The following is a 21,471-nucleotide window of genomic DNA, read 5'->3' as shown; positions in this document are numbered from 1 at the left end:
GCCCGTCACAGATCACCCCGTCCGATCACCCGATAGCCCCGGACCGGGTCCGATCCGTAAGGTTCAGCACGTGAACGACTGCGTCTTCTGCCGGATCGTGGCAGGCGAAGCTCCGGCGACGAAGGTCTACGAGGACGACGCGGTGTGCGCCTTCCTCGACATCCGCCCCATCACCCGGGGACACACCCTGATCGTGCCCCGGATCCACGCCGGGGAACTCGACGACCTCGACCCGGAACTGGGTGCCCGGATCTTCCGCACCGGGCACCGGCTGGCCCGCGCGGTGCGCTACGGCGGACTCGACGGCGACGGCGCCAATCTCATCCTCAACGACGGCGTCGCCGCCTTCCAGACGGTCGGCCACGTCCACCTGCACGTGGTGCCGCGCAGGCATGGTGACAAGCTGTCCTTCGCCAAGGGCTTCCTGCTGCGCCGCCCGCACGATCCGGCGTCCACCGCCGCCGCCATCCGGGCCGGGCTGACCGCGCTCGACGCCGCCGAGGACGAAGGAGCCAACTGATGCCCGACCGGATTCCCGACCGCGAGCGTCTCACCGACCTGCTGGCCCAGCAGTGGGAGGCGATCGCCGCCCTGGTCGCCGATCTGGACGAGAACGCCTGGCGCGCACCGTCCCCGCTGCCCGGCTGGACCATCCACGACGTGGTCGCCCACGTCGTCGGCACCGAATCCTGGCTGCTCGGGGAGAAGCCGCCGCCGCACGACCCGCTGCGCCCCAAGACCGACCTGCGGTCGCTGCCGCACGTGCGCAACGAGGTCGCGATGCTCAACGAGATCTGGGTCGACCGGCTGCGCCCCCTCTCGGGCGCGCGGCTGCTCGCGCTCTACGACGAGGTCACCGAGCGCAGGCGCGCGGTCCTGGCAAGCATGGACGACCAGGCGTGGAGCGAGCCGACCGTCTCCCCGATCGGGCAGGTGCCCTACGCCCGCTTCATGCGGGTGCGGCTGTTCGACTGCTGGATGCACCAGCTCGACCTGGCCGACGGGCTCGGCCGCTCGGTCGACGAGGGCGGCGCCCGGGCCGAGGCGGCCTTCGACGAGCTCACCGCGGGCCTGGGGCGGGCCGTGGTCAAGGGCGCGGGCACGCCGGACGACACGGTCGTCGGCTTCGAACTCACCGGCCCGCTCCGGCGGGAGGTGTGGGTCGGGGTCCGCGAGGGCCGCGGCGCGCTGATCGACCTCGTCGACGCCGAGCCGGCCGCGGTCGTCACCCTGGATTCGGGCCTGTTCGCCCGGCTCCGCGGCGGCCGCACGACCGTCGACGCCCACCCCGGCGCCTACGCGCTGTCCGGCGACACCGCCCTCGGCGAGCGGCTGATCAGGTCGCTGGCCTTCACCATCTGATGCGGCTTTTCCTCGCGTCGTATCGCTTCGGCGCCTTCCGCGACCGGTTCGTCCGGCTGACCGGCGGGCCGGGGCCCATCGCGGTGATCGCCAACGCCTGCGACGCGTGGCCGCGGCAGTGGCAGGCGGCGGTGACCAGCGACGTGCGGCCGCTGCGCGAGCTCGGCTACGCGCCCGAGGTGGTCGACCTGCGCGAGTACACCGGCCGCCCGGCCGCCCTGGAACGGACCCTGCGGCGGTTCCCCGCCGTCTGGGTGCGCGGCGGCAACACGTTCGTGCTGCGGGCCCGATTCGCGACCAGCGGAGCCGACGCCGTGCTCGCGACGCTGCTGGCCGAGGACGCGCTCGCCTACGCCGGCTACAGCGCGGGCGCGGTGCTGCTCGGCCCCTCCCTGCACGGGCTGGAGGACTCCGACGACCCCGCCGAGGTCCTGCCCGCGACCGGCACCGAAACCCGGTGGGACGGGCTGGGTCTGGTGGATCACCGGTTCGTCGTCCACCTCGACTCCCCCACCGATCCCGAAGGGCACGCGCCGGTCCTCGCCCGCCGCTTCGCGACCGAGGGCGTGCCGTACTGGGCGCTGACCGACGACGACGTCGTACTCGTCGACGGCGGCCCGCCCGAGGTGCTGCGGGGACGGCCCGGCACCCGGCCCGTCAGTTGACGCCCGCCCGCTCCGGGATCGCCACCGCGCCGGAACCCCTGCCGCGGAACACGATCCAGCGCATGGCGGCGTACATGTACACCGCCTCGCAGGCGCCCGCGAGCAGGCGGGCGAGGTGGTACTCGACGCCGAGCGCGGTCAGGCCCGACCCGACACCGAGGATGAACGCCAGATAGTTGATCAGCACGACCACCGCGTAGACGACCGCCTGGCGGCCGACCGGCGCGTGGGAGTGGAAGTTGAAGGTGCGGTTGAGCAGGAAGCTGAGCCCGAAGGCCGCGACGTAGGCGACGGTCACCGACAGCCAGATCGGCAGGCCGAGGCCGCTGTGCAGCGCGGTCAGCAACAGCAGGTCGACCGCGAAGGTGAAGCCGTTGATGACCGCGAAGCCGAGAAAGGTCGGCGCGATCAGCCGGTCGAGGCCGAGGGGCAGGCGCGCGACGAACGCCGCGCACCACTGGGAGAACCGGTCCGCCGCCGCGCTGAGACTGCCCTGCTGCACGGGGCCAGCGTGCCAGCGGAAGGTGACGGCCAGGTGAGCAGCCGGCGTCCGGCTAGCGCACCGCCGCGACCGGACCGGCCTCCAGCGCCGCCCACGCGGCCAGGCAGCGGCGGCGGGTGAACTCGTCGGCCTCGGCGAGCACCGCGTCGCGCAGCACGCGCGGGTCGGCGGCCCACTCGGCGGCGATCTCGGCCAGCGCGCGCACCCCGAACACCCCGGTCGTCTCCACCGCCGACAGCCACTCGTCGTGGTCGCCCCGGTGGATCGACGTCATGGCCTCGGGTTCGACGCCCGCGTCGAGGTACTCGGCGGCCAGCAGCGCCCCGATCAGGTCCCGGCGGGACTGCGTCTCCCTCATCGGTGTCCTCCTGCGAATCTCGTGGCCGCGATGCGCGGCGCGGTTGATGCGCGAGGGCGCACCCGTGGAGCAGAACTCGAAACACCGGGTGCGCGAAGCACTACACCCTTCTCAGGCATTGTGACCAGGTGGACGCCGTATACACCAACTCGGCGCGCCAAATCACAGCTATGCGGAAACCGTACTGTTCGGACACACATCCCGGCGACGGCCGATAGCGTGGTACGTGTGGTGCCGACTCCTGCCGACCTCACCGACCTGATCGCGACCGTCTCCGACGGTGCGGTGCTCACCGATCCGGACCTGCTCGAGGGCTACCGGCACGACTGGGCCCGCGACCCCGACGCCGGGACCCCCCGCGCCGTCGTGCGCGCGGCGACCACGGCCGACGTCGTGGCCACCCTGCGCTGGGCGCACGCGCGCGGGGTGCCCGTGGTGCCGCGCGGCGCGGGATCCGGCCTGTCCGGCGGGGCGACCGCCGTGGACGGCGGGCTGGTGCTCACCACCGAGCGGATGCGCGAGATCACCGTCGACCCGGTCACCCGCACCGCCGTGGTCCAGCCCGGCCTGCTCAACGCCGAGGTCAAGAAAGCCGTTGCCGCGCACGGGCTCTGGTATCCGCCGGACCCCTCGTCCTTCGAGATGTGCTCGATCGGCGGCAACGCGGCGACCAACGCGGGCGGGCTGTGCTGCGTGAAGTACGGGGTCACCACCGACTACGTGCTCGGCATGGAGGTGGTCCTCGCCGACGGCACCGCCGTCCGGCTCGGCGGCCCGCGCCTCAAGGACTCCGCCGGGCTGTCGCTGACCAAACTGTTCGTCGGCAGCGAGGGCACCCTCGGGGTGATCACCGAACTCACCCTGCGCCTCCTGCCCGCCCAGCCGCCGCAGAGCACGGTCGTGGCCACCTTCGGCACCCTCACCGCCGCCACCGACGCCATCCTGGCCATCACGGGGCAGCTGCGGCCCGCCATGCTCGAGTTCATGGACACCGTGGCCGTCAACGCCGTCGAGGACGAGCTGCGGATGGGTCTGGACCGCACCGCCGCCGCGCTGCTCGTCGCCCGCTCCGACGCGCCCGGCGAACACGCCGCCCGCGAGGCCGAGATCATGCTCGCCGCGTGCGAGAAGGCCGGGGCCACCGAGGTCTTCGCCACCGACGACGCGGCCGAGGGCGAGGCCTTCACCGCCGCGCGCCGCTACGCCATCCCCGCGGTGGAGAAGATCGGCCCGCTGCTGCTCGAGGACGTCGGCGTCCCGCTGCCCCGCCTCGGCGACCTGGTCGCGGGCATCACCGCGGTCGCCGAACGCAACGACGTCATCGTGTCGGTGATCGCCCACGCCGGCGACGGCAACACCCACCCGCTGATCGTCCACGACCCCACCGACCCCGACAACACCGCGCGCGCCCACCGCGCGTTCGGCGAGATCATGGACCTGGCCATCGCGCTCGGCGGCACCATCACCGGCGAGCACGGCGTCGGGCGCCTGAAGAAGGCCTGGCTGCCCGATCAGGTCGGCCCCGACGTCATGGAGCTGACCCGGCGCATCAAACACGCCCTCGACCCGACCGGCATCCTCAATCCGGGCGCGATCCTGTAGCGCGGAACACCGCCGCGGCCGGGATGGTTTGATTCGGGTATGAGCACCAGGCTGGAACACAACGTCGCCGACACCCGGTACGAGATCTATCTCGACGACGTCCTCGCGGGCTACGCCGACTACGCCGAGCGCGAGGACAGCAAGGTCCGCGACTTCCACCACACGATGACCTTCCCCGAGTTCCGGGGCCGGGGCGTGGCGGGCCAGGTCGTCCGGTACGCCCTCGACGACACCCGCACCGCGGGCTACGAGGTCATCCCGACGTGCTGGTACGTGGACAAGTACATCCAGGAACACCCGGAGTACGCGGAACTGGTGCACTGAGCGGGGCAATGCCCGGCCGTAGCTGATGCCACGGCGCGGCGCGCGGCTGCCGCGCCCGCGCCACCCATCGTCACTGCTGAGGGCGAGACGGCGCGCATGGTAGACGGTTAACCAGGCAATTGCCATCTGGCGTGTTCGGCGCTTTTCCTGGACCGTGGTGGGAAGGAAGGAAAGCCAGCCCCCGAAGGAGGCACCGATGGCGATCTTCCACACGGACCGGACGATCGGCAGCGATCGCACCCCCGAACGCGCCACCCTCGGGCCCGACGGCCACTGGCGGCTCGGCTGGTTGCCCGAGTACCGCCTCACCCACGAACAGGCGGTCGCCGGGCTCCGCCTCGACGAGATCCTCAGCGACCCGGCCCTCGTCCACGACCGCATGGCGATCGCCGAGGCGACCACGTGCGCGGACTGCCTCGGGATCGTCCTCGACCAGGCCGTCATCCGGCTCTGGAAACGCGCGCTGCTGGCCACGGTGCTGATCGTCGGCGCCGTCGTGGCCAACCGGTACCGCAGGCCCTGACGCCGGACGCGGGGCTCGGCCCACGCCCCGGCGCGGCCGTCGCCCGGCGGGCATCACGGGCCGTGCGCGGGGCGCGGGCACCGAGGCGCACGGCTGTGCGCGGGCGCGGGCATCCGGGGCGCACGAGTCCCGCTGGGTGCCACCGCTTTCCGCGGGGCGCGACCGCCGCTCCCGAGGCCGGCCGAGGACGAGCGTGGGCCCCGACAGGAGAACTGCCGGGGCCCACGGTGTTCCGCGTCGAGGGAGGCGATCAGCGCAGGAGCTGGCGGCTCATGACGAGGCGCTGGATCTGGTTGGTGCCCTCGTAGATCTGGGTGATCTTGGCGTCGCGCATCATGCGCTCGACCGGGAAGTCGGTGGTGTAGCCGGCGCCGCCGAAGAGCTGGACGGCGTTGGTGGTGACCTCCATGGCCACGTCGGAGGCGAAGCACTTCGCGGCGGCGGAGATGAAGCCGAGGTTCTTCTCGCCGCGCTCGGCGCGGGCCGCGGAGGTGTAGACCATGAGGCGGGCGGCCTCGACCTTCATCGCCATGTCGGCCAGCATGAACTGGGTGTTCTGGAAGTCGGCGATGGCCTTGCCGAACTGCTTGCGGTCCTTGGTGTAGGCGATCGCGGCGTCCAGGGCGCCCTGGGCGAGGCCGACGGCCTGCGCGCCGATGGTCGGGCGGGTGTGGTCCAGGGTCTGCAGCGCGGTCTTGAAGCCGGTGCCGGGCTCGCCGATGATGCGGTCGCCGGGGACGCGGCAGTTCTCGAAGTACAGCTCGGCGGTCGGCGAACCCTTGATGCCGAGCTTGTGCTCGAGCGGGCCGACGACGAAGCCCTCGTCGTCCTTGTGCACCATGAACGCGGAGATGCCGTTGGCACCCTTCTCCGGGTCGGTCACGGCCATCACGGTGTACCACTCGGACTTGCCGCCGTTGGTGATCCAGCACTTGGAGCCGTTGATGATCCAGCCGTCGCCGTCGGCCTTGGCGCGGGTGCGCATGGAGGCGGCATCGGAGCCCGCCTCACGCTCGGACAGACAGTACGAGGCCATCTTGCCCTCGACCAGGTCGCCGAGGACCTTCTGCTTCAGCTCCTCGGAGCCGTTCAGGATCAGACCCATGGTGCCCAGCTTGTTCACGGCCGGGATCAGCGAGGACGAACCGCAGACGCGGGCGACTTCCTCGATCACGATGCAGGTGGCGACGGAGTCCGCGCCCTGGCCGCCGTACGCCTCGGGCACGTGCACGGCGTTGAAGCCGGCGGCGTTGAGGGCGGTCAGCGCCTCCTCGGGGAACCGGGCGTTGCCGTCGACGTCCTTGGCGTAGGGCGCGATTTCCTTCTCGGCCAGGCCACGGATGGCCGCGCGGAGCTCATCGTGGAAGTCCTCGAGCTGGAACAGGGCGAAATCGGGGTTTCCCGCCATCGGGCACACTCCTGGTTGTCGTGATCGCTGTGCGTGTCAGCGTGCATTACATCGGCACTGAGTGCCAATCGATCGTCAGTATACGCCCGTGCTCGACCCGCCACATGGGCATACATCGGTGGCACTCAGTGTCACGGCCCGATGATCGGTCCCGGCCATCGGGTGGCGACGCTCACAGATTACCGAGACGGCTGGTGAGCAGATCGGACAGCTCGTGGGCGGGCATGTCCCGGGGGAAGACCGCGACGACCAGGTCGTCGCCCCCGGCGCCGGGACGGCGCCCGCGCGGGATCCGCGCCAGCTCGGCCCGCAGGTCCTGCGGCGTGGCCGCGGCCTCGCCCCTGGCCATCCGGCGCAGCAGATAGTTGTGCGTGGCGGTCACCGCCGCCGTGAACTGCACCCGCGCCAGGTCCGGCACCTCGGGCAGCCGCGCGCGCAGGAAATCCGTGAACAGGCGCTCGTAGCGGAACACGGTCACGATCTCGCGCTCGCGCAGCGCGGGCACCTTGCGCACCACCTGATACCGCCGGGCCGCGATCTCGCGCCACTGGGTGAACCGCTCGAACACCTCCGCCACGGTCTCGCACACGGCGTCCCACGGGTCACCCGCCGCCCGGGCAAGGGACTCCTGCGCCAGCGCCAGCTGGGCCTCGTGATCGGCGAAGATCACGTCCTCCTTGGACCGGAACTGCCGGAAGAAGGTGCGCCGTGAGATCCCCGCCGCCTCGGCGATCTCGTCCACGCTGGTCGCCTCGTACCCCTGCTCGGCGAACAGCCGCAGCGCCTGATCCACCACGGCCAGCCGGAACTGCCCTGCGTCGTCGTGTGCCACGGGTCAACGGTAGCCATCGGGGCCGCCCGGCACGCCGGGCGACCCCGATACGCGCGCTCAGCCCAGGAGGGTGCGGCGCAGGGCCTCGTCCTTGTCGAGGACCATCTGTTCGAGGCCGGACTGAAAGGACTCCATGCGGGCGCGCAGGGACTCGTCGTGGGCGGCGAGGATGCGGACGGCCAGCAGGCCCGCGTTGCGGGCGCCGCCGATGGAGACGGTGGCGACGGGGACACCCGCGGGCATCTGCACGATCGAGAGCAGCGAGTCCATGCCGTCGAGGTACTTCAGCGGGACGGGGACGCCGATGACCGGGAGCGGCGTCGCGGAGGCGACCATGCCGGGCAGGTGGGCGGCGCCGCCCGCGCCCGCGATGATCGCCTTCAGTCCGCGGCCCGCCGCGTCCCTGGCGTAGTCGAGCATGCGCTGGGGGGTGCGGTGCGCGGAGACGACGCCGACCTCGAAGCGGACACCGAACTCGGCCAGCGCCTCGGCGGCGGCCTCCATGGTCGGCCAGTCCGAGTCGCTGCCCATGATCAGGCCGACCTGGGGGCCGTTGTTCTCGCTCATTCGTGACAATCCTTGCTGTGGGGGATCAGGCGGCGCCGTGCGGGTCCCAGCCGTCGGTCCACACCGCGTGCGACATCCAGTGCGCGGCGCGCTCGGCCTTCTCCCGTACCTCGGCGACGTCGTCGCCGAGGACGTTGACATGGCCGATCTTGCGGTCGGGGCGCTCGCCCTTGCCGTAGAGGTGGACCTTGGCCTCGGGCAGGCGGGCGAACAGGTGGTGCAGGCGTTCGTCCATCGACATCGCCGGGGCCTGCGCCGCACCGAGGATATTGGCCATCACCGTCACCGGGGCCAGCGGGCTGGTGTCGCCCAGCGGGTAGTCCAGGACGGCGCGCAGGTGCTGCTCGAACTGGCCGGTGCGGGCACCGTCCATGCCCCAGTGCCCGGAGTTGTGCGGGCGCATCGCCAGCTCGTTGACCAGCAGGCGGCCGTCGTGGGTCTCGAACAGCTCCACCGCCATGGCGCCGACCACACCGAGCCCCGCGGCCAGCTCGAGGGCCATGCTCTCGGCCTCGTGACCCAGCTCCTCGGGCAGTTCCGGCGCGGGCGCGATCACCACGGCGCACTGGCCGTTGCGCTGCACGGTCTCCACCACCGGCCAGGTCGCGGCCTGCCCGAACGGCGAGCGGGCCACCATCGCCGACAGCTCCCGCCTCAGGTCGACCTTCGCCTCGGCCAGCAGCTGCACCCCGTGCGCGAGCTGGTCGGTCACCAGGCGCTCGGCCTCGGCGGCGTCGGCGGGCATCCACACGCCGCGGCCGTCGTAGCCGCCGCGCACCGCCTTGAGGACGAACGGCCAGCCGTGCTCGTCGCCGAAGGCGATCGCGTCGGCGGGCGCGGTCACCTCGGTGAACGCGGGCACCGGCAGGCCCAGCTCCGACAGCTTGACCCGCATGGCCAGCTTGTCCTGGGCGAACACCAGCGCCTGCGGCGGCGGGGCCACGTTCACACCCTCGGCGACCAGCGCCTCCAGGTGCTCGGTCGGCACGTGTTCGTGGTCGAAGGTCAGCGCGTGCGAGCCGACGGCGGCCTTGCGCAGGGCGGACAGGTCGGTGTGGCTGCCGAACACCACATCGGGGCTGACCTGGGCCGCCGGGTCCTCGGGGCGCTCGGCGAGCACCCGCAGGCGCTGTCCGAGGGCGATCGCGGCCTGATGGGTCATACGCGCGAGCTGACCACCACCGATCATGGTGACGGTGGGCATCGCGGACGGATCGAACGAACGAGCACTCACGTCGTGGAATTCTGTCATGTCGAATCAGCATTTCCGCGACCGGTACACTCGGTCGCTGTGTCTTTCGTCGACAACGCGGTCAGCGTCCTACCTCCGAGCCTGCGCGAACTCGCGTACCGGCACAAGGAGCTGATCAAGTTCGCCATCGTCGGCGCGACCACCTTCGTGATCGACAGCGGGATCTTCTATTTCCTGAAATGGACGGTGCTGGCCGAGAAGCCGGTGACCGCCAAGATCATCTCCGGTGTCATCGCCGTCATCGCCTCCTACATCCTCAACCGTGAGTGGTCGTTCAAGAACCGCGGCGGACGGGAGCGCCACCACGAGGCGCTGCTGTTCTTCGGGGTCAGCGGCATCGGTGTGATCCTCAGCAACATCCCGCTGTGGATATCGAGCTACGTGCTCGACCTGCGCCAACCCGACGTCAGCTTCCTGGTCGAGAACATCGCCGACTTCGTGAGCGCCTTCGTCATCGGCAACTTCCTGCAGATGGCGTTCCGCTTCTGGGCCATGCGCCGGTGGGTCTTCCCGGACGAGATGAACGAGATCGTGGCCGAGTTCGAGAACTTGGTCGAAGAGGAGAAATTGCACTGACGGCGGCCGGGGCCGCGGGTCCCCGGTCACGTCGGAAGGGTGCGTCAGCGAGGTTCGGGTAGGGCCCCGGTCGTGGGGCGGACGTTGTTCTTCGCGCCGAGGAAGACCGCGAACAGGGCGGGCCTGCGGCGCTGGAGTTCGAGGCGGCCGCCGTCGGCTTCGATGAGGGCCCTGGCCAGGGCGAGACCGACGCCGGTCGACCCTCCCGCCGAGAACCCCCGGTCGAAGATGTGGGGAGCCAGCTCGTCGCGGACGCCGTCGCCCTCGTCGGCGACCTCCACGCACACCAGCGGATAGCGCGCCGACAGGGTCCGCGCGGTGCGCACCGAGACCGTGCACGTGCCGCCCCCGTGCATGAGGGCGTTGTCGACCAGCACCGCGACCGCCTCGCGCAGCCGGGAACCGGTGACCGGGGCGCGCAGCGAGTCGTCGCCGGTGAGCACGAGATCGCGCCCCGCCTCGGCGAACGGATGCCGCCACTCGGCCACCACCCCGCGCAGCTCGGCCATCACCGGCACCGGATCGCGGTCGGCGGCGTCCTCGTCCCGCGAGGCGCGGACCAGGTCGTCGATGGCGTCGGTGAGCCGGTCGACCTGGGCCATCGCCTCCTCGGCCTCGTGCACCACCTCGGGGTCGGCGTGGGTGGACAGCTCGTCGAGGCGCAGGCGCACCGCGGTCAGGCGGCTGCGCAGCTGGTGGGACACGTCGGCGACCAGCGCGTGCTCGCGTTGCAGCCGGCCCGCGATCTCGACCGTCGCCGAGTCGAGCACGTCGGAGACCCGGTCCAGCTCGGCGATGCCGTGCCTGCGCGGGTCGGGCCGGAAGTCGCCCATCGCCAGCCGGGCCGCCCGCGCCGCCACGTCGCGCAGCGGGTCGGCCACCCGGCGCGCGGTCAGCACCGCGACGAACAGGGCCGCGCCCAGCGAGGCAAGCACCGCCAGCCCGACGACCGCGACCGCCTGCCGCTGGCGGGCGTGCATCGGCGCCGACGGCACCTCCAGCCGCAACGACCCCTCCATCCCCATCGACAGCGACTCCACCAGCGGATCGGGCACCGTGTCGACGCCGATGTCGACCCGGGCGGCGTTGTGCTGGGCCGAGGGATAGATCACCGTCAACCTGCCGCCCTCGGGGACCAGCGCGCTGAGCGCGTGCAGCTCGAGCACGTTGCCGACGGTGCCGTCGGCGCCCTCCTGGACGAGCATCTCCGCCGCCATCCGATCCAGCCGGGACTTCAGGTCGTTGCGGGTGATGTCCTCCACCCACAGCCAGGCGGTGTAGATCAACGGCACGCCGAGCACCACCGTGGTCAGCGTGAGCACGGTGAGAATGGACCGCAGGATCCGACGGCGCACGGGTCAGCGCCGCCCGGCCGGACCGGAGCCCTGCGTGGTCATGCTCCGCTCCCTCCTCCGGGCTTGACCGGTCCGCCCGCGCCGGATGCCGCCGGACCGGAGCCCTGCGTGGTCATGCTCCGCTCCCTCCTCCGGGCTTGACCGGTCCGTCGGAGTTGAGCCGGAAGCCGACGCCGCGGACCGTCACGATCCGGCGCTCGGCCATGGGGCCCTCGTCGCCGATCTTGCGGCGCAGCCAGGACATGTGCATGTCCAGGGTCTTGGATCCGCGCAGGTCGGCGTCGCCCCACACCTCGCGCAGGATGGTCTCGCGGGGCACCACCTGGCCCGCCCGGTCCATGAGCACCTTGAGCAGCTCGTACTCCTTGTTGGCCAGGTTGACCTCGGCTCCGTTGACCAGCACCCGGCGCGCGGCGGACTCGAGGCGGATCCCGCCGACCTCCACCGCGTCGTCGCCGATCCCGCTGCGGCGCAACAGCGCCCGCACCCGGGCGAGCAGCTCGGCCAGCCGGAACGGCTTGCCGACGTAGTCGTCGGCGCCCGCGTCGAGACCGACGACGAAATCCACCTCGTCGGTGCGCGCCGTCAGCATGAGCACGGCCAGGTCGGCGCCGCTGGCCCGCACCTGCCTGCACACCTCGAGGCCGTCCATCCCGGGCAGGCCGAGGTCGAGGATCAGCAGGTCGTGGTCGCCTTCGAGGGCGCGGCGCAGTACGGCGGGACCGAACCGTTCGACGGTGACGGTGTAGCCCTCGCGGCCGAGCGCGCGCGACAGGGGCGCGGCGATCGCCTCGTCGTCTTCGGCCAGCAGTACAGCGGTCATGCCCCCAGATTACGGACCCGGCGGTGCCGGGGCGCGCACCTCACCGATAGCCGCCCCAGTGCGCATCGCCGCGCGGCCGGTCCACCTCGAACACCTGGTGGTAGAGCAGCGAGTGCACCTGCTGGACCTGCGGGATGTCGTCGTATTCGAGCGGTTCGTCCGAGGACGAGCCGATGATGAGGGTGCCGGTGCCCAGCATCCGGTCGAAGACGCCGTGCCGGAACTGGACGCTCGAGATCCGGCTCAGCGGGATGTCGATGCCGGTGTGCGTCAGCACGCCCTGGCGGACCAGCACCCGCCGGTCGGTGACGATGAAATGGGTTGACTTCCAGCCGATCACCTGGCCGATCACCCGCCAGGCGATCACGCCCGCGTAGATCAGGCCGAGCAGGATCAGCAGCACGGTGCGGGTGTGCCCCTCGGCGTTGCGCCAGATCAGCCCCCCGAGGAAACCGGCGATCGCGGTCGCGGCGATCAGTGTGACCACCGGCCACACCAGCATCTTCCAATGCGGGTGCCGATGCAGGATCAGCTGTTCCTCGGGCGCGAGCACGTCCTCCGGATAACCCATGCGCGCAGAATACCCCTTCCGGACACGGTATTTCCGGTTGCCACGACCGGGGCGATACTGTTGTTTCCGCGCCAGACGCCAGGTTCGACCCGATAGCTCGCTTGCTGGAACCCCCGACAGTGGAGGCTCGCGTGACCAAGGATCTGACTCAGCTCGACATTCTCACCGCCCTGGAGCCGGTGGCCGAAGCCAATCTCAACCGGCATCTGTCCATGGCCAAGGAATGGCACCCGCACGACTACGTCCCGTGGGGCGAGGGCCGCAACTTCGCCGCCATGGGCGGAATCGATTGGGAGCCCGGGCAATCCAAGCTCAACGAGGTCGCCAAGGCGGCCATGATCACCAACCTGCTCACGGAGGACAACCTGCCCTCCTACCACCGCGAGATCGCGGCCAACTTCTCCCAGGACGGCGCCTGGGGCACCTGGGTCGGACGCTGGACCGCCGAGGAGAACCGCCACGGCATCGTGATGCGTGACTACCTGGTGGTCACCCGCGGCGTCGACCCGGTCGCCCTCGAACAGGCGCGGATGATCCACATGACCCAGGGCGCGCACGCGCCGGCCGACTGGGGCGGCTTCCTCGTCAACGTGGCTTACGTGACCTTCCAGGAACTGGCCACCCGGGTCAGCCACCGCAACACCGGCAGGGTCTGTGACGACCCGATCGCCGATCGGATGCTGCAGCGCATCGCCACCGACGAGAACCTGCACATGATCTTCTACCGCACGCTGTGCGGGGCGGCGCTCGACCTCGTCCCCGATCAGGCCATGCCCGCGATCACCAAGGTGCTCACCAATTTCGAGATGCCCGGCGCGGGGATGCCCAACTGGCGGCGCAACGGCGTGCTCATGGCCAAGCACGGCATCTACGACCTGCGCCAGCACCTCGACGAGGTGGTGCGGCCGGTGCTCAAGCAGTGGAACATCTTCGGCCGCACCGATTTCGGGCCGCGCGGCGAGGCCGCCCGCGAGGAGCTGGGCGCGTTCCTGGAGAAGCTGGAAGCCGACGTGGTCCGCTTCGAGGAGCAGCGCGACCGGATGCTCGCGCGCGAGCGTCAGCTGGCCGAACGCCGGGCCGTCCCCGTCGGCTGAGCCTTCGGGGCCGGCGTCACCGTGACGACCGACCCCGTCCGGGATCGGATCAGGCCGGGCGCAGGTGGGTGACGTCGCCCGCCGAGACGGCCTGGTCGCCGATGAGCAGACGCCCGGTGTCGTCGACGCCGGTGGCCGTGCCGAGGAGCGTGCTCCCGCCGGGCAGCTCCGCGCGGACCTCCGCGCCGATGGTCGCGCACCGTTCGCGGTAGGCGACGGCCAGGTCGGCGGTGGCCCAACCGGCCCGCTCCCAGGCGGTGAACCAGCGGCCGAAGGCCGTCAGGACGGACTCGGCCAGCAGGGTGCGATCGGTCTCGGTCGCCCCGGCCAGCAGCAGCGAGGTCGCGTGCGGCACGGGCAACTCGTCCTCGGTCAGGCTGACGTTGATCCCCGCGCCGACCACGACGGCGGGCCGCGGGCCCGGTTCGGCCACCTCGGCCAGGATGCCGCACACCTTGCGCCCGCCGATCAGGACGTCGTTGGGCCACTTCAGCACCGCGTCGACCCCGGCGGTCCCGCGCAGCGCGTCGACCACCGCGACGCCGGTCAGCAGCGGTAGCCAGCCCAGCGCGTCGGGCGCGATCCCCGGCAGCCGGACCAGCACCGAGAGCGCGATCTGCGCGTTGCGCGGGCTCACCCAGGTCCGCGCGTGCCGGCCGCGGCCGTGCTCCTGGGTCTCGGCCAGCAGGGCCTGGCGATCGGCGTGCGGGTCGGCGGTGGCGCGGGCGATCAGGTCGGCGTTGGTCGACCCGGTCGACGCCACGACATCGATCCGGTCGTAGAACACGGGGGTGGTTGCGCCGAGGTTGCGGCGCAGGAGTTCGGCATCGAGTGGGGGCCTGTCCATTTCCGGAACGCTACCCGGAGAACGCCCTGCACAACGACAGTCGGGGCGGCCACGAGCTGCGGTTTTCTACTGACCGGTAGGCGAGACTGCCGTAGTGCGGGCAGGTGGCACTCGTTACACTCGCAACCCATGACGAGTGTCCAGCAGCAGCCCGCATCGGAATCCGCGGGTTCCCCCGACATCCACACCACCGCCGGGAAGCTGGCTGATCTGCGGAATCGGCTGGAAGAGGCGCAGCACCCGATGGGTGAGGCCGCGGTCGACAAGGTGCACGCCAAGGGCAAGATGACCGCCCGCGAGCGCATCCTCGCCCTGCTCGACGAGGGCTCGTTCGTCGAGCTCGACGCGCTGGCCCGGCACCGCAGCGTCAACTTCGGCCTGGAGAACAACCGGCCGCTCGGCGACGGCGTCGTCACGGGCTACGGCACCATCGACGGCCGCGACGTCTGCATCTTCTCCCAGGACGTCACCGTCTTCGGCGGCTCGCTCGGCGAGGTCTACGGCGAGAAGATCGTCAAGGTCATGGATCTGGCGCTACGCACCGGCCGCCCGCTCGTCGGCATCAACGAGGGCGCGGGCGCGCGCATCCAGGAGGGCGTCGTCTCCCTCGGCCTCTACGGCGAAATCTTCCACCGCAACGTGCAGGCGTCCGGCGTGATCCCGCAGATCTCGCTGATCATGGGCCCGGCCGCAGGCGGCCACGTCTACTCCCCCGCGCTCACCGACTTCGTCGTCATGGTCGACCAGACCTCGCAGATGTTCGTCACCGGACCCGACGTCATCAAGACCGTCACCGGCGAAGAGGTCACCATGGAGGACCTCGGCGGCGCGCACACCCACATGACCAAGTCGGGCGTGGCCCACTATGTCGCCTCCGGCGAGCAGGACGCCCTCGACTACGTCAAGGACCTGCTGAGCTACCTGCCGAGCAACAACCGCGCCGAGGCCCCGCGCACCGAGCCCTCGGACCCGATCACCGGCTCCATCGAGGAATCGCTGACCGACGAGGACCTCGAGCTCGACTCGATCATCCCGGACTCGCCGAACCAGCCGTACGACATGCACGAGGTCATCACCCGGCTGCTCGACGACGACGAGTTCCTCGAGGTCCAGGCCGAGCGCGCGATGAACATCATCGTCGGCTTCGGCCGGGTGGACGGCCGCAGCGTCGGCATCGTCGCCAACCAGCCGACCCAGTTCGCCGGCTGCCTCGACATCGACGCCTCGGAGAAGGCCGCGCGCTTCGTGCGCACCTGCGACGCCTTCAACATCCCGATCATCACCCTGGTCGACGTGCCGGGCTTCCTGCCGGGCACCGGCCAGGAATACAACGGCATCATCCGCCGCGGCGCGAAGCTGCTCTACGCCTACGGCGAGGCCACTGTGGGCAAGATCACCATCATCACCCGCAAGGCCTACGGCGGCGCCTACGACGTCATGGGTTCCAAGCACATGGGCGCCGACGTGAACCTCGCGTGGCCGACCGCGCAGATCGCCGTCATGGGTGCCTCGGGCGCCGTCGGTTTCGTCTACCGCAAACAGCTGGCTGACGCCGCCAAGGAGGGCGCCGACGTCGACGCCCTGCGCCTCGAGCTGCAGAACGAGTACGAGGACACCCTCGTCAACCCCTACGTGGCGGCCGAGCGTGGCTACGTCGACGCGGTCATCCCGCCGTCGCACACCCGCGGCCAGATCGTGGCGGCGCTGCGTCTGCTCGAGCGCAAGATGGTGACCCTCCCGCCGAAGAAACACGGCAACATTCCGCTCTGAAAATGCGATAACCCCGGTGGGGCGCGCACACTGGTTGTCACGGCACAACGGTTGATCGATGCGTCCCCACCGGGAATGATCGCGTCAACCGTGCTGTGACATCGAGTACCACAGCCGTCGCCCGGGGTAGACCTCCCGGGCGAGGCAGGAAGGACCTGGCACTGTGACCACCGTGGCAGAAGAAGATGTGTTGACCGCCGCCGAGCTGGAGCTCGCCGTCGATCCGATCGTCGACGAGGTCGACCAGGCGGCGACCGCGGTCGCGGACGTGGTGGACGCGACCGGCGCGCAGCCGGCGTTCCGCATCGTGAAGGGCAACCCCTCCGACGAGGAGATCGCGGCGCTGGTCGCGGTGTTCGCGGCAGCGTCCTCGGGCGCGGGCGCGGCCCCCGCCGGTGGCCCGCGCGACTCGTGGGGCGTGCCGACCCTGCTGCACCGCGGCACATCGCCGTTCTCGCCCTACGCGTATCCGCTGCTGTCGCACCTGCGCTGACGCGGGTGACCGACACCAGCGCGCCCGCCGGCCGCATCGTCTTCGTGCTCGGTTCGGCCTCGCCGGCCCGGCGTGAGGTCCTGCGTTCGGCGGGCATCGATCCGGTCGTCCGGGTCTCCGACGTCGACGAGGACGCGGTCCAGGCGGCGCTGCCCGCCGACACCGCGCCCGCCGACGTGGTCGTGGCCCTGGCCAGGGCCAAGGCCGCGGCGGTCGCCGCGACCGTCACCGATCTCGGCGCCGACACCGTCGTGGTCGGCTGCGATTCCATGCTGCTCGTCGACGGGCAGCTCCAGGGCAAGCCGCACACGCCCGAGGTCGCCCGCACGCGCTGGAAGTCGATGGCAGGCCGCAGCGCCGACCTGATGACCGGGCACTGCGTGCTGCGGCTGCGCGACGGCGTGGTGACCGCCGAGGCGGTCGACTGCAGCAGCACGACAGTCCATTTCGCCTCGCCCGGCGAGGCCGAACTCGACGCCTACATCGCCTCCGGGGAACCGTTGCAGGTCGCGGGCGCGTTCACCCTCGACGGCCTCGGCGGCTGGTTCGTCGACCGCATCGACGGCGACCCGTCGAGCGTGATCGGGATCGGCCTACCGCTGCTGCGCAGGCTGCTCGAAGACGTCGGTGTCGGCGTTGCGCAGCTGTGGCGGCACTCGCGGGCCTGACGGCACCACCGGCTGTTCGGCCGAGGTGTCGGACCCGATCTGCGGGGCGGCCGGATTCATCGTCAGTTCGAGCCGGGCGGTGCACAGCTCGGGTTCGGTGAACGGGTGCAGGTACACCTCGACCCGCCCCTGCGCGCCGTTGCGTTCGAGGACCTCGCGCATCAGGCCCATGTGCACCCCGCACACCACTTCCGCGTGCGAGCGGGCGAGCTCGCGCAGCGGGCAGGCGGTGAGCCGGATCTGCACGTGCTCCGGGGTCTCGGGGGTGCCGTCCTTCTCGGGCGCGAAGCCCAGTTCCGACATCAGCGACATGGTGATGTCGCGCGCGTCGGCGAGGGTCTCGATGGGCCGACCGCCCACGTCCATGCGCGCGCCCCAGGCGCGGCCCGCCGCGACCGCGGCGGCCGAGCGGGTGACCGGGTCGGGGCCGAGCTGGTCGGCGAGCACCTGGGCGAGTTCCTGATAGCCGACCGAACGCTGTACCGCCCGGTAGCCGATGCGGGGCCTGCCGCGGCCGCGCGGCGGTTGCTGGAACTGGCGGACGAGCGACTCCCGGGTGAGCACGTCGAGGTGGAATCGCACCGTCGTGACATGCTGTCCGGTGATGCGCGCCAGTTCTTGGGCATCGAGGGGCTCGGTGGCGCCGCGTAGGATCGCGAGCAGTCGCCGCCGCGGCCAAGAATCGGACATGACTCACCCCTCCTCTCCGGAGACTTTATCGGACGTTTGTGCGCTTTATTCGGCCATTGCGTCGATTTGTGATGTGAAACGAGGGTCTACGCCACCGGGCCCTTCGTTCCCACACACACATACCATCGCGCACGGACCGCCGATCGCCGACCCGACCCACCGACTACCCGAGGAACACACCGTGCCCGTTGCTCCGGATCCACACTCCGCCTTCGGTTCCTATGCGTGCCCGCACCGATTGGTAACCACAGAATGGCTGTCGGCAAACATCGGTGCGCCCGGTTTGAAGATCGTCGAGTCCAACGACGACATCCTGCTCTACGACATCGGCCACGTCCCCGGCGCGGTCAAGATCGATTGGCGCGGCGATCTGAGCGACCCGGTCACCCGCGATTACCTCGACGGCGCCCGGTTCACGCAGTTGATGCGAACCAAAGGAATCGGTCGGGAAGACACGGTAGTGATCTACGGCGACCGGGGCAATGTCCAAGCCGCCCACACCGCCTGGATCTTCGGTCTGTTCGGCCATCAGGACGTGCGCCTGCTCGACGGCGGCCGCGACGCGTGGATCTCCGAGGAACGCGACACCACCTTCGATCAGCCGGTGACCGCCGGGAGCGACTATCCCGAGGTCACCCGCGACGACTACACCGCGCGGATCTTCCGCGACGAGCTGCTCGGCAGGCTGGGCGCGCCGCTGGTCGACGTGCGCGCGCCCCAGGAGTACTCCGGGGAGGCGGAGGCGTTCGGGGCGGCCGGGGCGTCCGGGGCCGGTCAGGAATTCCGCACGGTGCGCGGCGGCCACGTGCCGACCGCCGTGAACATCCCCTGGACCGCGGCCTGCGGCGCCGACGGGCGCTTCCGTTCCCGCGCCGAGCTCGACGCGCTCTACGACGGGCTGGGCCCGGAGGCCGTGGTCTACAGCCGCGGCGGGGAACGGTCGAGCCACACCTGGTTCGTGCTGACCTATCTGCTCGGCCGCGACGGGGTGCGGAACTACGACGGTTCCTGGATCGAGTGGGGGAATTCCGTGCGATTGCCCATTGCGGTGGGAAGTGAACCGGGAGTCGCACCCGCAAACGCCTGAAAAAGACCCCCGTCACAGGGCGGCTGTTAGTGTGACCTGCGACCTACTGACAAGTAGGGCTAGCCGAGTTCGAGCGGTGTTGGCAGACTGCCTACACTCCCCCGAGACGAAAGTTTGTCGAGACCGGGCGCAGCGTCCCCCTCGGGAAGCGACCGATGAAGATTGCACACAGGAGGCTCAGTGCCCAGCCATGCCAGCGCGCGGATCACGAAGGTACTCGTAGCTAACCGCGGCGAGATCGCAGTCCGCGTGATCCGGGCGGCCAAGGACGCCGGACTCGCCAGCGTCGCGGTGTACGCCGAGCCCGATGCCGACGCGCCGTTCGTCAAGCTCGCCGACGAGGCCTTCGCCCTCGGCGGCCAGACCTCCGCCGAGTCGTACCTCGTGTTCGACAAGATCCTCGACGCCGCCGCCAAGTCCGGTGCCGACGCGATCCACCCGGGTTACGGCTTCCTCTCCGAGAACGCCGACTTCGCCCAGGCCGTCATCGACGCCGGGCTGATCTGGATCGGCCCCTCGCCGCAGTCCATCCGCGACCTGGGCGACAAGGTCACCGCGCGCCACATCGCCGAGCGCGCGAACGCGCCGATGGCCGCGGGCACCAAGGACCCGGTCAAGAACGCCGACGAGGTCGTCGCGTTCGCCAAGGAGTACGGCGTCCCGGTGGCCATCAAGGCCGCCTTCGGTGGCGGTGGCCGCGGCATGAAGGTCGCCCACACCATCGAGGAGATCCCCGAGCTGTTCGAGTCGGCGACCCGCGAGGCCGTCGCCGCCTTCGGCCGCGGCGAGTGCTTCGTCGAGCAGTACCTGGACAAGGCCCGCCACGTCGAGGCCCAGGTCATCGCCGACCAGCACGGCAACGTGGTCGTCGCGGGCACCCGCGACTGCTCGCTGCAGCGCCGCTTCCAGAAGCTCGTCGAGGAGGCGCCCGCGCCGTTCCTGTCCGACGAGGTCCGGGCCAAGATCCACGACTCGGCCAAGCGCATCTGCCGCGAGGCGGGCTACTACGGCGCCGGCACCGTGGAGTACCTGGTGCAGGGCGAGACCGTGTCCTTCCTCGAGGTCAACACCCGCCTGCAGGTCGAGCACCCGGTCACCGAGGAGACCGCGGGCATCGACCTGGTGCGCCAGCAGTTCGCCATCGCCAACGGTGAGGAGCTCTCCATCAAGGAGGACCCCACCCCGCGCGGCCACTCCTTCGAGTTCCGCATCAACGGCGAGGACGCCGGGCGCGGCTTCCTGCCCGCACCCGGCCCGGTCGCCGTCTACCGCGAGCCCACCGGCCCGGGTGTGCGCGTCGACTCCGGCGTCGTGCAGGGCAGCGTCATCGGCGGGCAGTTCGACTCGATGCTGGCCAAGCTGATCGTCACCGGCGAGAACCGCGACCAGGCGCTGCAGCGCGCCCGCCGCGCGCTGGCCGAGTACGAGGTCGACGGCCTGGCGACGGTCATCCCGTTCCACCGCGCGATCGTCGAGGACCCGGCCTTCATCGGTGACGGCGAGAAGTTCGACGTCTACACCAAGTGGATCGAGACCGAGTGGGTCAACACCGTCGAGCCGTACGCCGGCGCCGGTGCCCCCGCCGACGACGAGGACGAGGACCTGCCGCGTCAGAAGGTCGTGGTCGAGGTCGGCGGCCGCCGGGTCGAGGTCTCGCTGCCGGGTCAGTTCAGCCTCGGCGGTGGCGGCGCCGCGGCCGCGGGCAACGGCGGCGTCATCCGCAAGAAGCCGAAGCCGCGCAAGCGTGGCGGCGCGGGCGCCGGTGCGGCCTCCGGTGACGCCGTCACCGCGCCCATGCAGGGCACCGTGGTGAAGGTCGCCGTCGAAGAGGGCCAGACCGTCGAGGCGGGCGACCTGATCGTGGTGCTCGAGGCCATGAAGATGGAGAACCCGGTCAACGCGCACAAGTCCGGCGTGGTCACCGGGCTCGCCGTGGAGGCGGGCGCGGCCATCACCCAGGGCACCGTCCTGGCGGAGATCAAGTAACAGCTGTCCGAGGAGCGGGCGCCGGTCGGGATCCGACCGGCGCCCGCTCTCGTCCGGGCCCCCGCGCGGGTGAACAGGCGGCGAAGATCAGCCCTCCGACCTGCCCCGACCCGGCG

General features: G+C 71.0%; 24 protein-coding genes. 13 read left to right on the top strand and 11 right to left on the bottom strand.

The genetic code is table 11. The features are described 5' to 3' along the window. The first annotated feature begins 70 nt into the window (after positions 1-70). Genes ON36_RS05430 through ON36_RS05420 form a run of 3 tightly spaced genes read left to right on the top strand, consistent with a single transcriptional unit; the run spans position 71 to position 2,027 of the window. Positions 71-520, top strand: coding sequence for an HIT family protein (locus ON36_RS05430; RefSeq protein WP_043648402.1), 450 nt, complete (start codon positions 71-73; stop codon positions 518-520). Further along, complete coding sequence (locus ON36_RS05425; protein ID WP_043648399.1) at positions 520-1,362, top strand: maleylpyruvate isomerase N-terminal domain-containing protein; 843 nt, start codon at positions 520-522, stop codon at positions 1,360-1,362. Before ON36_RS05430 ends, ON36_RS05425 begins: the two co-directional genes overlap by 1 nt. Continuing rightward, a complete protein-coding gene (locus tag ON36_RS05420) occupies positions 1,362-2,027 on the top strand; it encodes a Type 1 glutamine amidotransferase-like domain-containing protein (protein ID WP_043648396.1) in 666 nt (221 codons plus the stop codon). Before ON36_RS05425 ends, ON36_RS05420 begins: the two co-directional genes overlap by 1 nt. Here the strand turns inward: ON36_RS05420 and ON36_RS05415 are convergent. Together ON36_RS05415 and ON36_RS05410 are read right to left on the bottom strand one after the other, a co-directional pair. Continuing rightward, on the bottom strand, positions 2,020-2,529 hold the full coding sequence (locus ON36_RS05415; RefSeq protein WP_052313679.1) for a GtrA family protein: 510 nt from the start codon (positions 2,527-2,529) through the stop codon (positions 2,020-2,022). The genes ON36_RS05420 and ON36_RS05415 overlap by 8 nt on opposite strands. Before the next feature lie 52 nt (positions 2,530-2,581). Further along, positions 2,582-2,887, bottom strand: coding sequence for a hypothetical protein (locus ON36_RS05410; RefSeq protein ID WP_043648392.1), 306 nt, complete (start codon positions 2,885-2,887; stop codon positions 2,582-2,584). Between the two features lie 228 nt (positions 2,888-3,115). Here ON36_RS05410 and ON36_RS05405 point away from each other — a divergent pair, with 228 nt between their 5' ends. From ON36_RS05405 to ON36_RS05395, 3 genes are all read left to right on the top strand, one after another. Further along, positions 3,116-4,489, top strand: coding sequence for an FAD-binding oxidoreductase (locus tag ON36_RS05405; protein ID WP_245557916.1), 1,374 nt, complete (start codon positions 3,116-3,118; stop codon positions 4,487-4,489). A gap of 39 nt (positions 4,490-4,528) precedes the next feature. Continuing rightward, a complete protein-coding gene (locus ON36_RS05400; RefSeq protein WP_043648389.1) occupies positions 4,529-4,813 on the top strand; it encodes a GNAT family N-acetyltransferase in 285 nt (94 codons plus the stop codon). A gap of 196 nt (positions 4,814-5,009) precedes the next feature. After that, positions 5,010-5,336 carry a hypothetical protein gene (locus ON36_RS05395; protein WP_043648386.1) on the top strand — a complete coding sequence of 109 codons (327 nt, stop codon included), beginning with the start codon at positions 5,010-5,012 and terminating at the stop codon, positions 5,334-5,336. Between the two features lie 250 nt (positions 5,337-5,586). Here the strand turns inward: ON36_RS05395 and ON36_RS05390 are convergent, their stop codons facing one another. From ON36_RS05390 to ON36_RS05375, 4 genes are all read right to left on the bottom strand, one after another. Continuing rightward, positions 5,587-6,744 carry an acyl-CoA dehydrogenase gene (locus tag ON36_RS05390; protein ID WP_043648383.1) on the bottom strand — a complete coding sequence of 386 codons (1,158 nt, stop codon included), beginning with the start codon at positions 6,742-6,744 and terminating at the stop codon, positions 5,587-5,589. Between the two features lie 172 nt (positions 6,745-6,916). Continuing rightward, positions 6,917-7,576 carry a TetR family transcriptional regulator gene (locus ON36_RS05385; RefSeq protein ID WP_043648380.1) on the bottom strand — a complete coding sequence of 220 codons (660 nt, stop codon included), beginning with the start codon at positions 7,574-7,576 and terminating at the stop codon, positions 6,917-6,919. A gap of 57 nt (positions 7,577-7,633) precedes the next feature. Continuing rightward, positions 7,634-8,143, bottom strand: coding sequence for a 5-(carboxyamino)imidazole ribonucleotide mutase (gene purE, locus ON36_RS05380; protein ID WP_043648377.1), 510 nt, complete (start codon positions 8,141-8,143; stop codon positions 7,634-7,636). Positions 8,144-8,168: 25 nt separating this feature from the next. After that, the gene (locus ON36_RS05375; RefSeq protein ID WP_157224796.1) at positions 8,169-9,347 is read right to left on the bottom strand and encodes a 5-(carboxyamino)imidazole ribonucleotide synthase; all 1,179 of its coding nucleotides are present in this window, start codon (positions 9,345-9,347) and stop codon (positions 8,169-8,171) included. An 87-nt stretch (positions 9,348-9,434) separates the two neighbouring features. Here ON36_RS05375 and ON36_RS05370 point away from each other — a divergent pair, with 87 nt between their 5' ends. Further along, positions 9,435-9,971, top strand: a complete 537-nt coding sequence (locus tag ON36_RS05370) for a GtrA family protein (RefSeq protein ID WP_043648371.1) — start codon at positions 9,435-9,437, stop codon at positions 9,969-9,971. A gap of 44 nt (positions 9,972-10,015) precedes the next feature. Here ON36_RS05370 and ON36_RS05365 read toward each other — a convergent pair whose 3' ends face one another. The 3 genes from ON36_RS05365 to ON36_RS05355 all read right to left on the bottom strand — a co-directional run bounded on the left by ON36_RS05365 (position 10,016) and on the right by ON36_RS05355 (position 12,720). Beyond that, complete coding sequence (locus tag ON36_RS05365; RefSeq protein ID WP_043648368.1) at positions 10,016-11,326, bottom strand: sensor histidine kinase; 1,311 nt, start codon at positions 11,324-11,326, stop codon at positions 10,016-10,018. A 112-nt stretch (positions 11,327-11,438) separates the two neighbouring features. Next, positions 11,439-12,149 carry a response regulator transcription factor gene (locus ON36_RS05360; protein ID WP_043648365.1) on the bottom strand — a complete coding sequence of 237 codons (711 nt, stop codon included), beginning with the start codon at positions 12,147-12,149 and terminating at the stop codon, positions 11,439-11,441. A gap of 40 nt (positions 12,150-12,189) precedes the next feature. Then, positions 12,190-12,720, bottom strand: coding sequence for a PH domain-containing protein (locus ON36_RS05355; RefSeq protein ID WP_043648362.1), 531 nt, complete (start codon positions 12,718-12,720; stop codon positions 12,190-12,192). Between the two features lie 131 nt (positions 12,721-12,851). Here ON36_RS05355 and ON36_RS05350 point away from each other — a divergent pair, with 131 nt between their 5' ends. Further along, positions 12,852-13,814, top strand: a complete 963-nt coding sequence (locus tag ON36_RS05350) for an acyl-ACP desaturase (protein WP_043648483.1) — start codon at positions 12,852-12,854, stop codon at positions 13,812-13,814. A gap of 49 nt (positions 13,815-13,863) precedes the next feature. On the opposite strand, the gene ON36_RS05345 is transcribed toward ON36_RS05350, so the two are convergent. After that, complete coding sequence (locus tag ON36_RS05345; RefSeq protein ID WP_043648359.1) at positions 13,864-14,661, bottom strand: biotin--[acetyl-CoA-carboxylase] ligase; 798 nt, start codon at positions 14,659-14,661, stop codon at positions 13,864-13,866. Between the two features lie 129 nt (positions 14,662-14,790). Between ON36_RS05345 and ON36_RS05340 the strand changes: the two genes are divergently transcribed. The 3 genes from ON36_RS05340 (at position 14,791) to ON36_RS05330 (ending at position 17,592) form a co-directional block, all read left to right on the top strand. Next, entirely contained in the window at positions 14,791-16,431 is a 1,641-nt protein-coding gene (locus ON36_RS05340) for an acyl-CoA carboxylase subunit beta (protein WP_043648356.1), read from the top strand. Between the two features lie 172 nt (positions 16,432-16,603). Continuing rightward, positions 16,604-16,924 carry an acyl-CoA carboxylase epsilon subunit gene (locus ON36_RS05335; protein ID WP_306306898.1) on the top strand — a complete coding sequence of 107 codons (321 nt, stop codon included), beginning with the start codon at positions 16,604-16,606 and terminating at the stop codon, positions 16,922-16,924. 5 nt (positions 16,925-16,929) lie between these two features. After that, positions 16,930-17,592, top strand: a complete 663-nt coding sequence (locus ON36_RS05330) for a Maf family protein (RefSeq protein ID WP_245557914.1) — start codon at positions 16,930-16,932, stop codon at positions 17,590-17,592. Here ON36_RS05330 and ON36_RS05325 read toward each other — a convergent pair. After that, positions 17,518-18,282 (bottom strand): helix-turn-helix transcriptional regulator, encoded by a 765-nt coding sequence (locus ON36_RS05325; protein ID WP_043648352.1) that lies wholly within the window; start codon positions 18,280-18,282, stop codon positions 17,518-17,520. The two genes, ON36_RS05330 and ON36_RS05325, sit on opposite strands and share 75 nt — an antisense overlap. A 181-nt stretch (positions 18,283-18,463) precedes the next feature. On the opposite strand from ON36_RS05325, the gene ON36_RS05320 reads away from it, so the two are divergent. Together ON36_RS05320 and ON36_RS05315 are read left to right on the top strand one after the other, a co-directional pair. Further along, positions 18,464-19,369, top strand: coding sequence for a sulfurtransferase (locus ON36_RS05320; RefSeq protein ID WP_043648349.1), 906 nt, complete (start codon positions 18,464-18,466; stop codon positions 19,367-19,369). Between the two features lie 180 nt (positions 19,370-19,549). Next, on the top strand, positions 19,550-21,355 hold the full coding sequence (locus ON36_RS05315; RefSeq protein WP_043648346.1) for an acetyl/propionyl/methylcrotonyl-CoA carboxylase subunit alpha: 1,806 nt from the start codon (positions 19,550-19,552) through the stop codon (positions 21,353-21,355). The last annotated feature ends 116 nt before the right edge of the window (positions 21,356-21,471 follow it).

Source organism: Nocardia thailandica NBRC 100428 (genome assembly GCF_000308795.1).
Classification (GTDB): domain Bacteria; phylum Actinomycetota; class Actinomycetes; order Mycobacteriales; family Mycobacteriaceae; genus Nocardia; species Nocardia thailandica.
The sequence above is the reverse complement of the archived record's forward strand: the minus strand, read 5'-3'. Positions and strand labels throughout refer to the sequence as shown.

Bases quoted from the DNA above. Each gene is read 5' to 3' on its own strand.
- ON36_RS05425 (WP_043648399.1), top strand. From the start codon at position 520: ATGCCCGACCGGATTCCCGACCGCGAGCGTCTCACCGACCTGCTGGCC.
- ON36_RS05420 (WP_043648396.1), top strand. From the start codon at position 1,362: ATGCGGCTTTTCCTCGCGTCGTATCGCTTCGGCGCCTTCCGCGACCGG.
- ON36_RS05410 (WP_043648392.1), bottom strand. From the start codon at position 2,887: ATGAGGGAGACGCAGTCCCGCCGGGACCTGATCGGGGCGCTGCTGGCC.
- ON36_RS05400 (WP_043648389.1), top strand. From the start codon at position 4,529: ATGAGCACCAGGCTGGAACACAACGTCGCCGACACCCGGTACGAGATC.
- ON36_RS05395 (WP_043648386.1), top strand. From the start codon at position 5,010: ATGGCGATCTTCCACACGGACCGGACGATCGGCAGCGATCGCACCCCC.
- ON36_RS05390 (WP_043648383.1), bottom strand. From the start codon at position 6,744: ATGGCGGGAAACCCCGATTTCGCCCTGTTCCAGCTCGAGGACTTCCAC.
- purE (WP_043648377.1), bottom strand. From the start codon at position 8,143: ATGAGCGAGAACAACGGCCCCCAGGTCGGCCTGATCATGGGCAGCGAC.
- ON36_RS05375 (WP_157224796.1), bottom strand. From the start codon at position 9,347: ATGCCCACCGTCACCATGATCGGTGGTGGTCAGCTCGCGCGTATGACC.
- ON36_RS05360 (WP_043648365.1), bottom strand. From the start codon at position 12,149: ATGACCGCTGTACTGCTGGCCGAAGACGACGAGGCGATCGCCGCGCCC.
- ON36_RS05355 (WP_043648362.1), bottom strand. From the start codon at position 12,720: ATGGGTTATCCGGAGGACGTGCTCGCGCCCGAGGAACAGCTGATCCTG.
- ON36_RS05345 (WP_043648359.1), bottom strand. From the start codon at position 14,661: ATGGACAGGCCCCCACTCGATGCCGAACTCCTGCGCCGCAACCTCGGC.
- ON36_RS05340 (WP_043648356.1), top strand. From the start codon at position 14,791: ATGACGAGTGTCCAGCAGCAGCCCGCATCGGAATCCGCGGGTTCCCCC.
- ON36_RS05325 (WP_043648352.1), bottom strand. From the start codon at position 18,282: ATGTCCGATTCTTGGCCGCGGCGGCGACTGCTCGCGATCCTACGCGGC.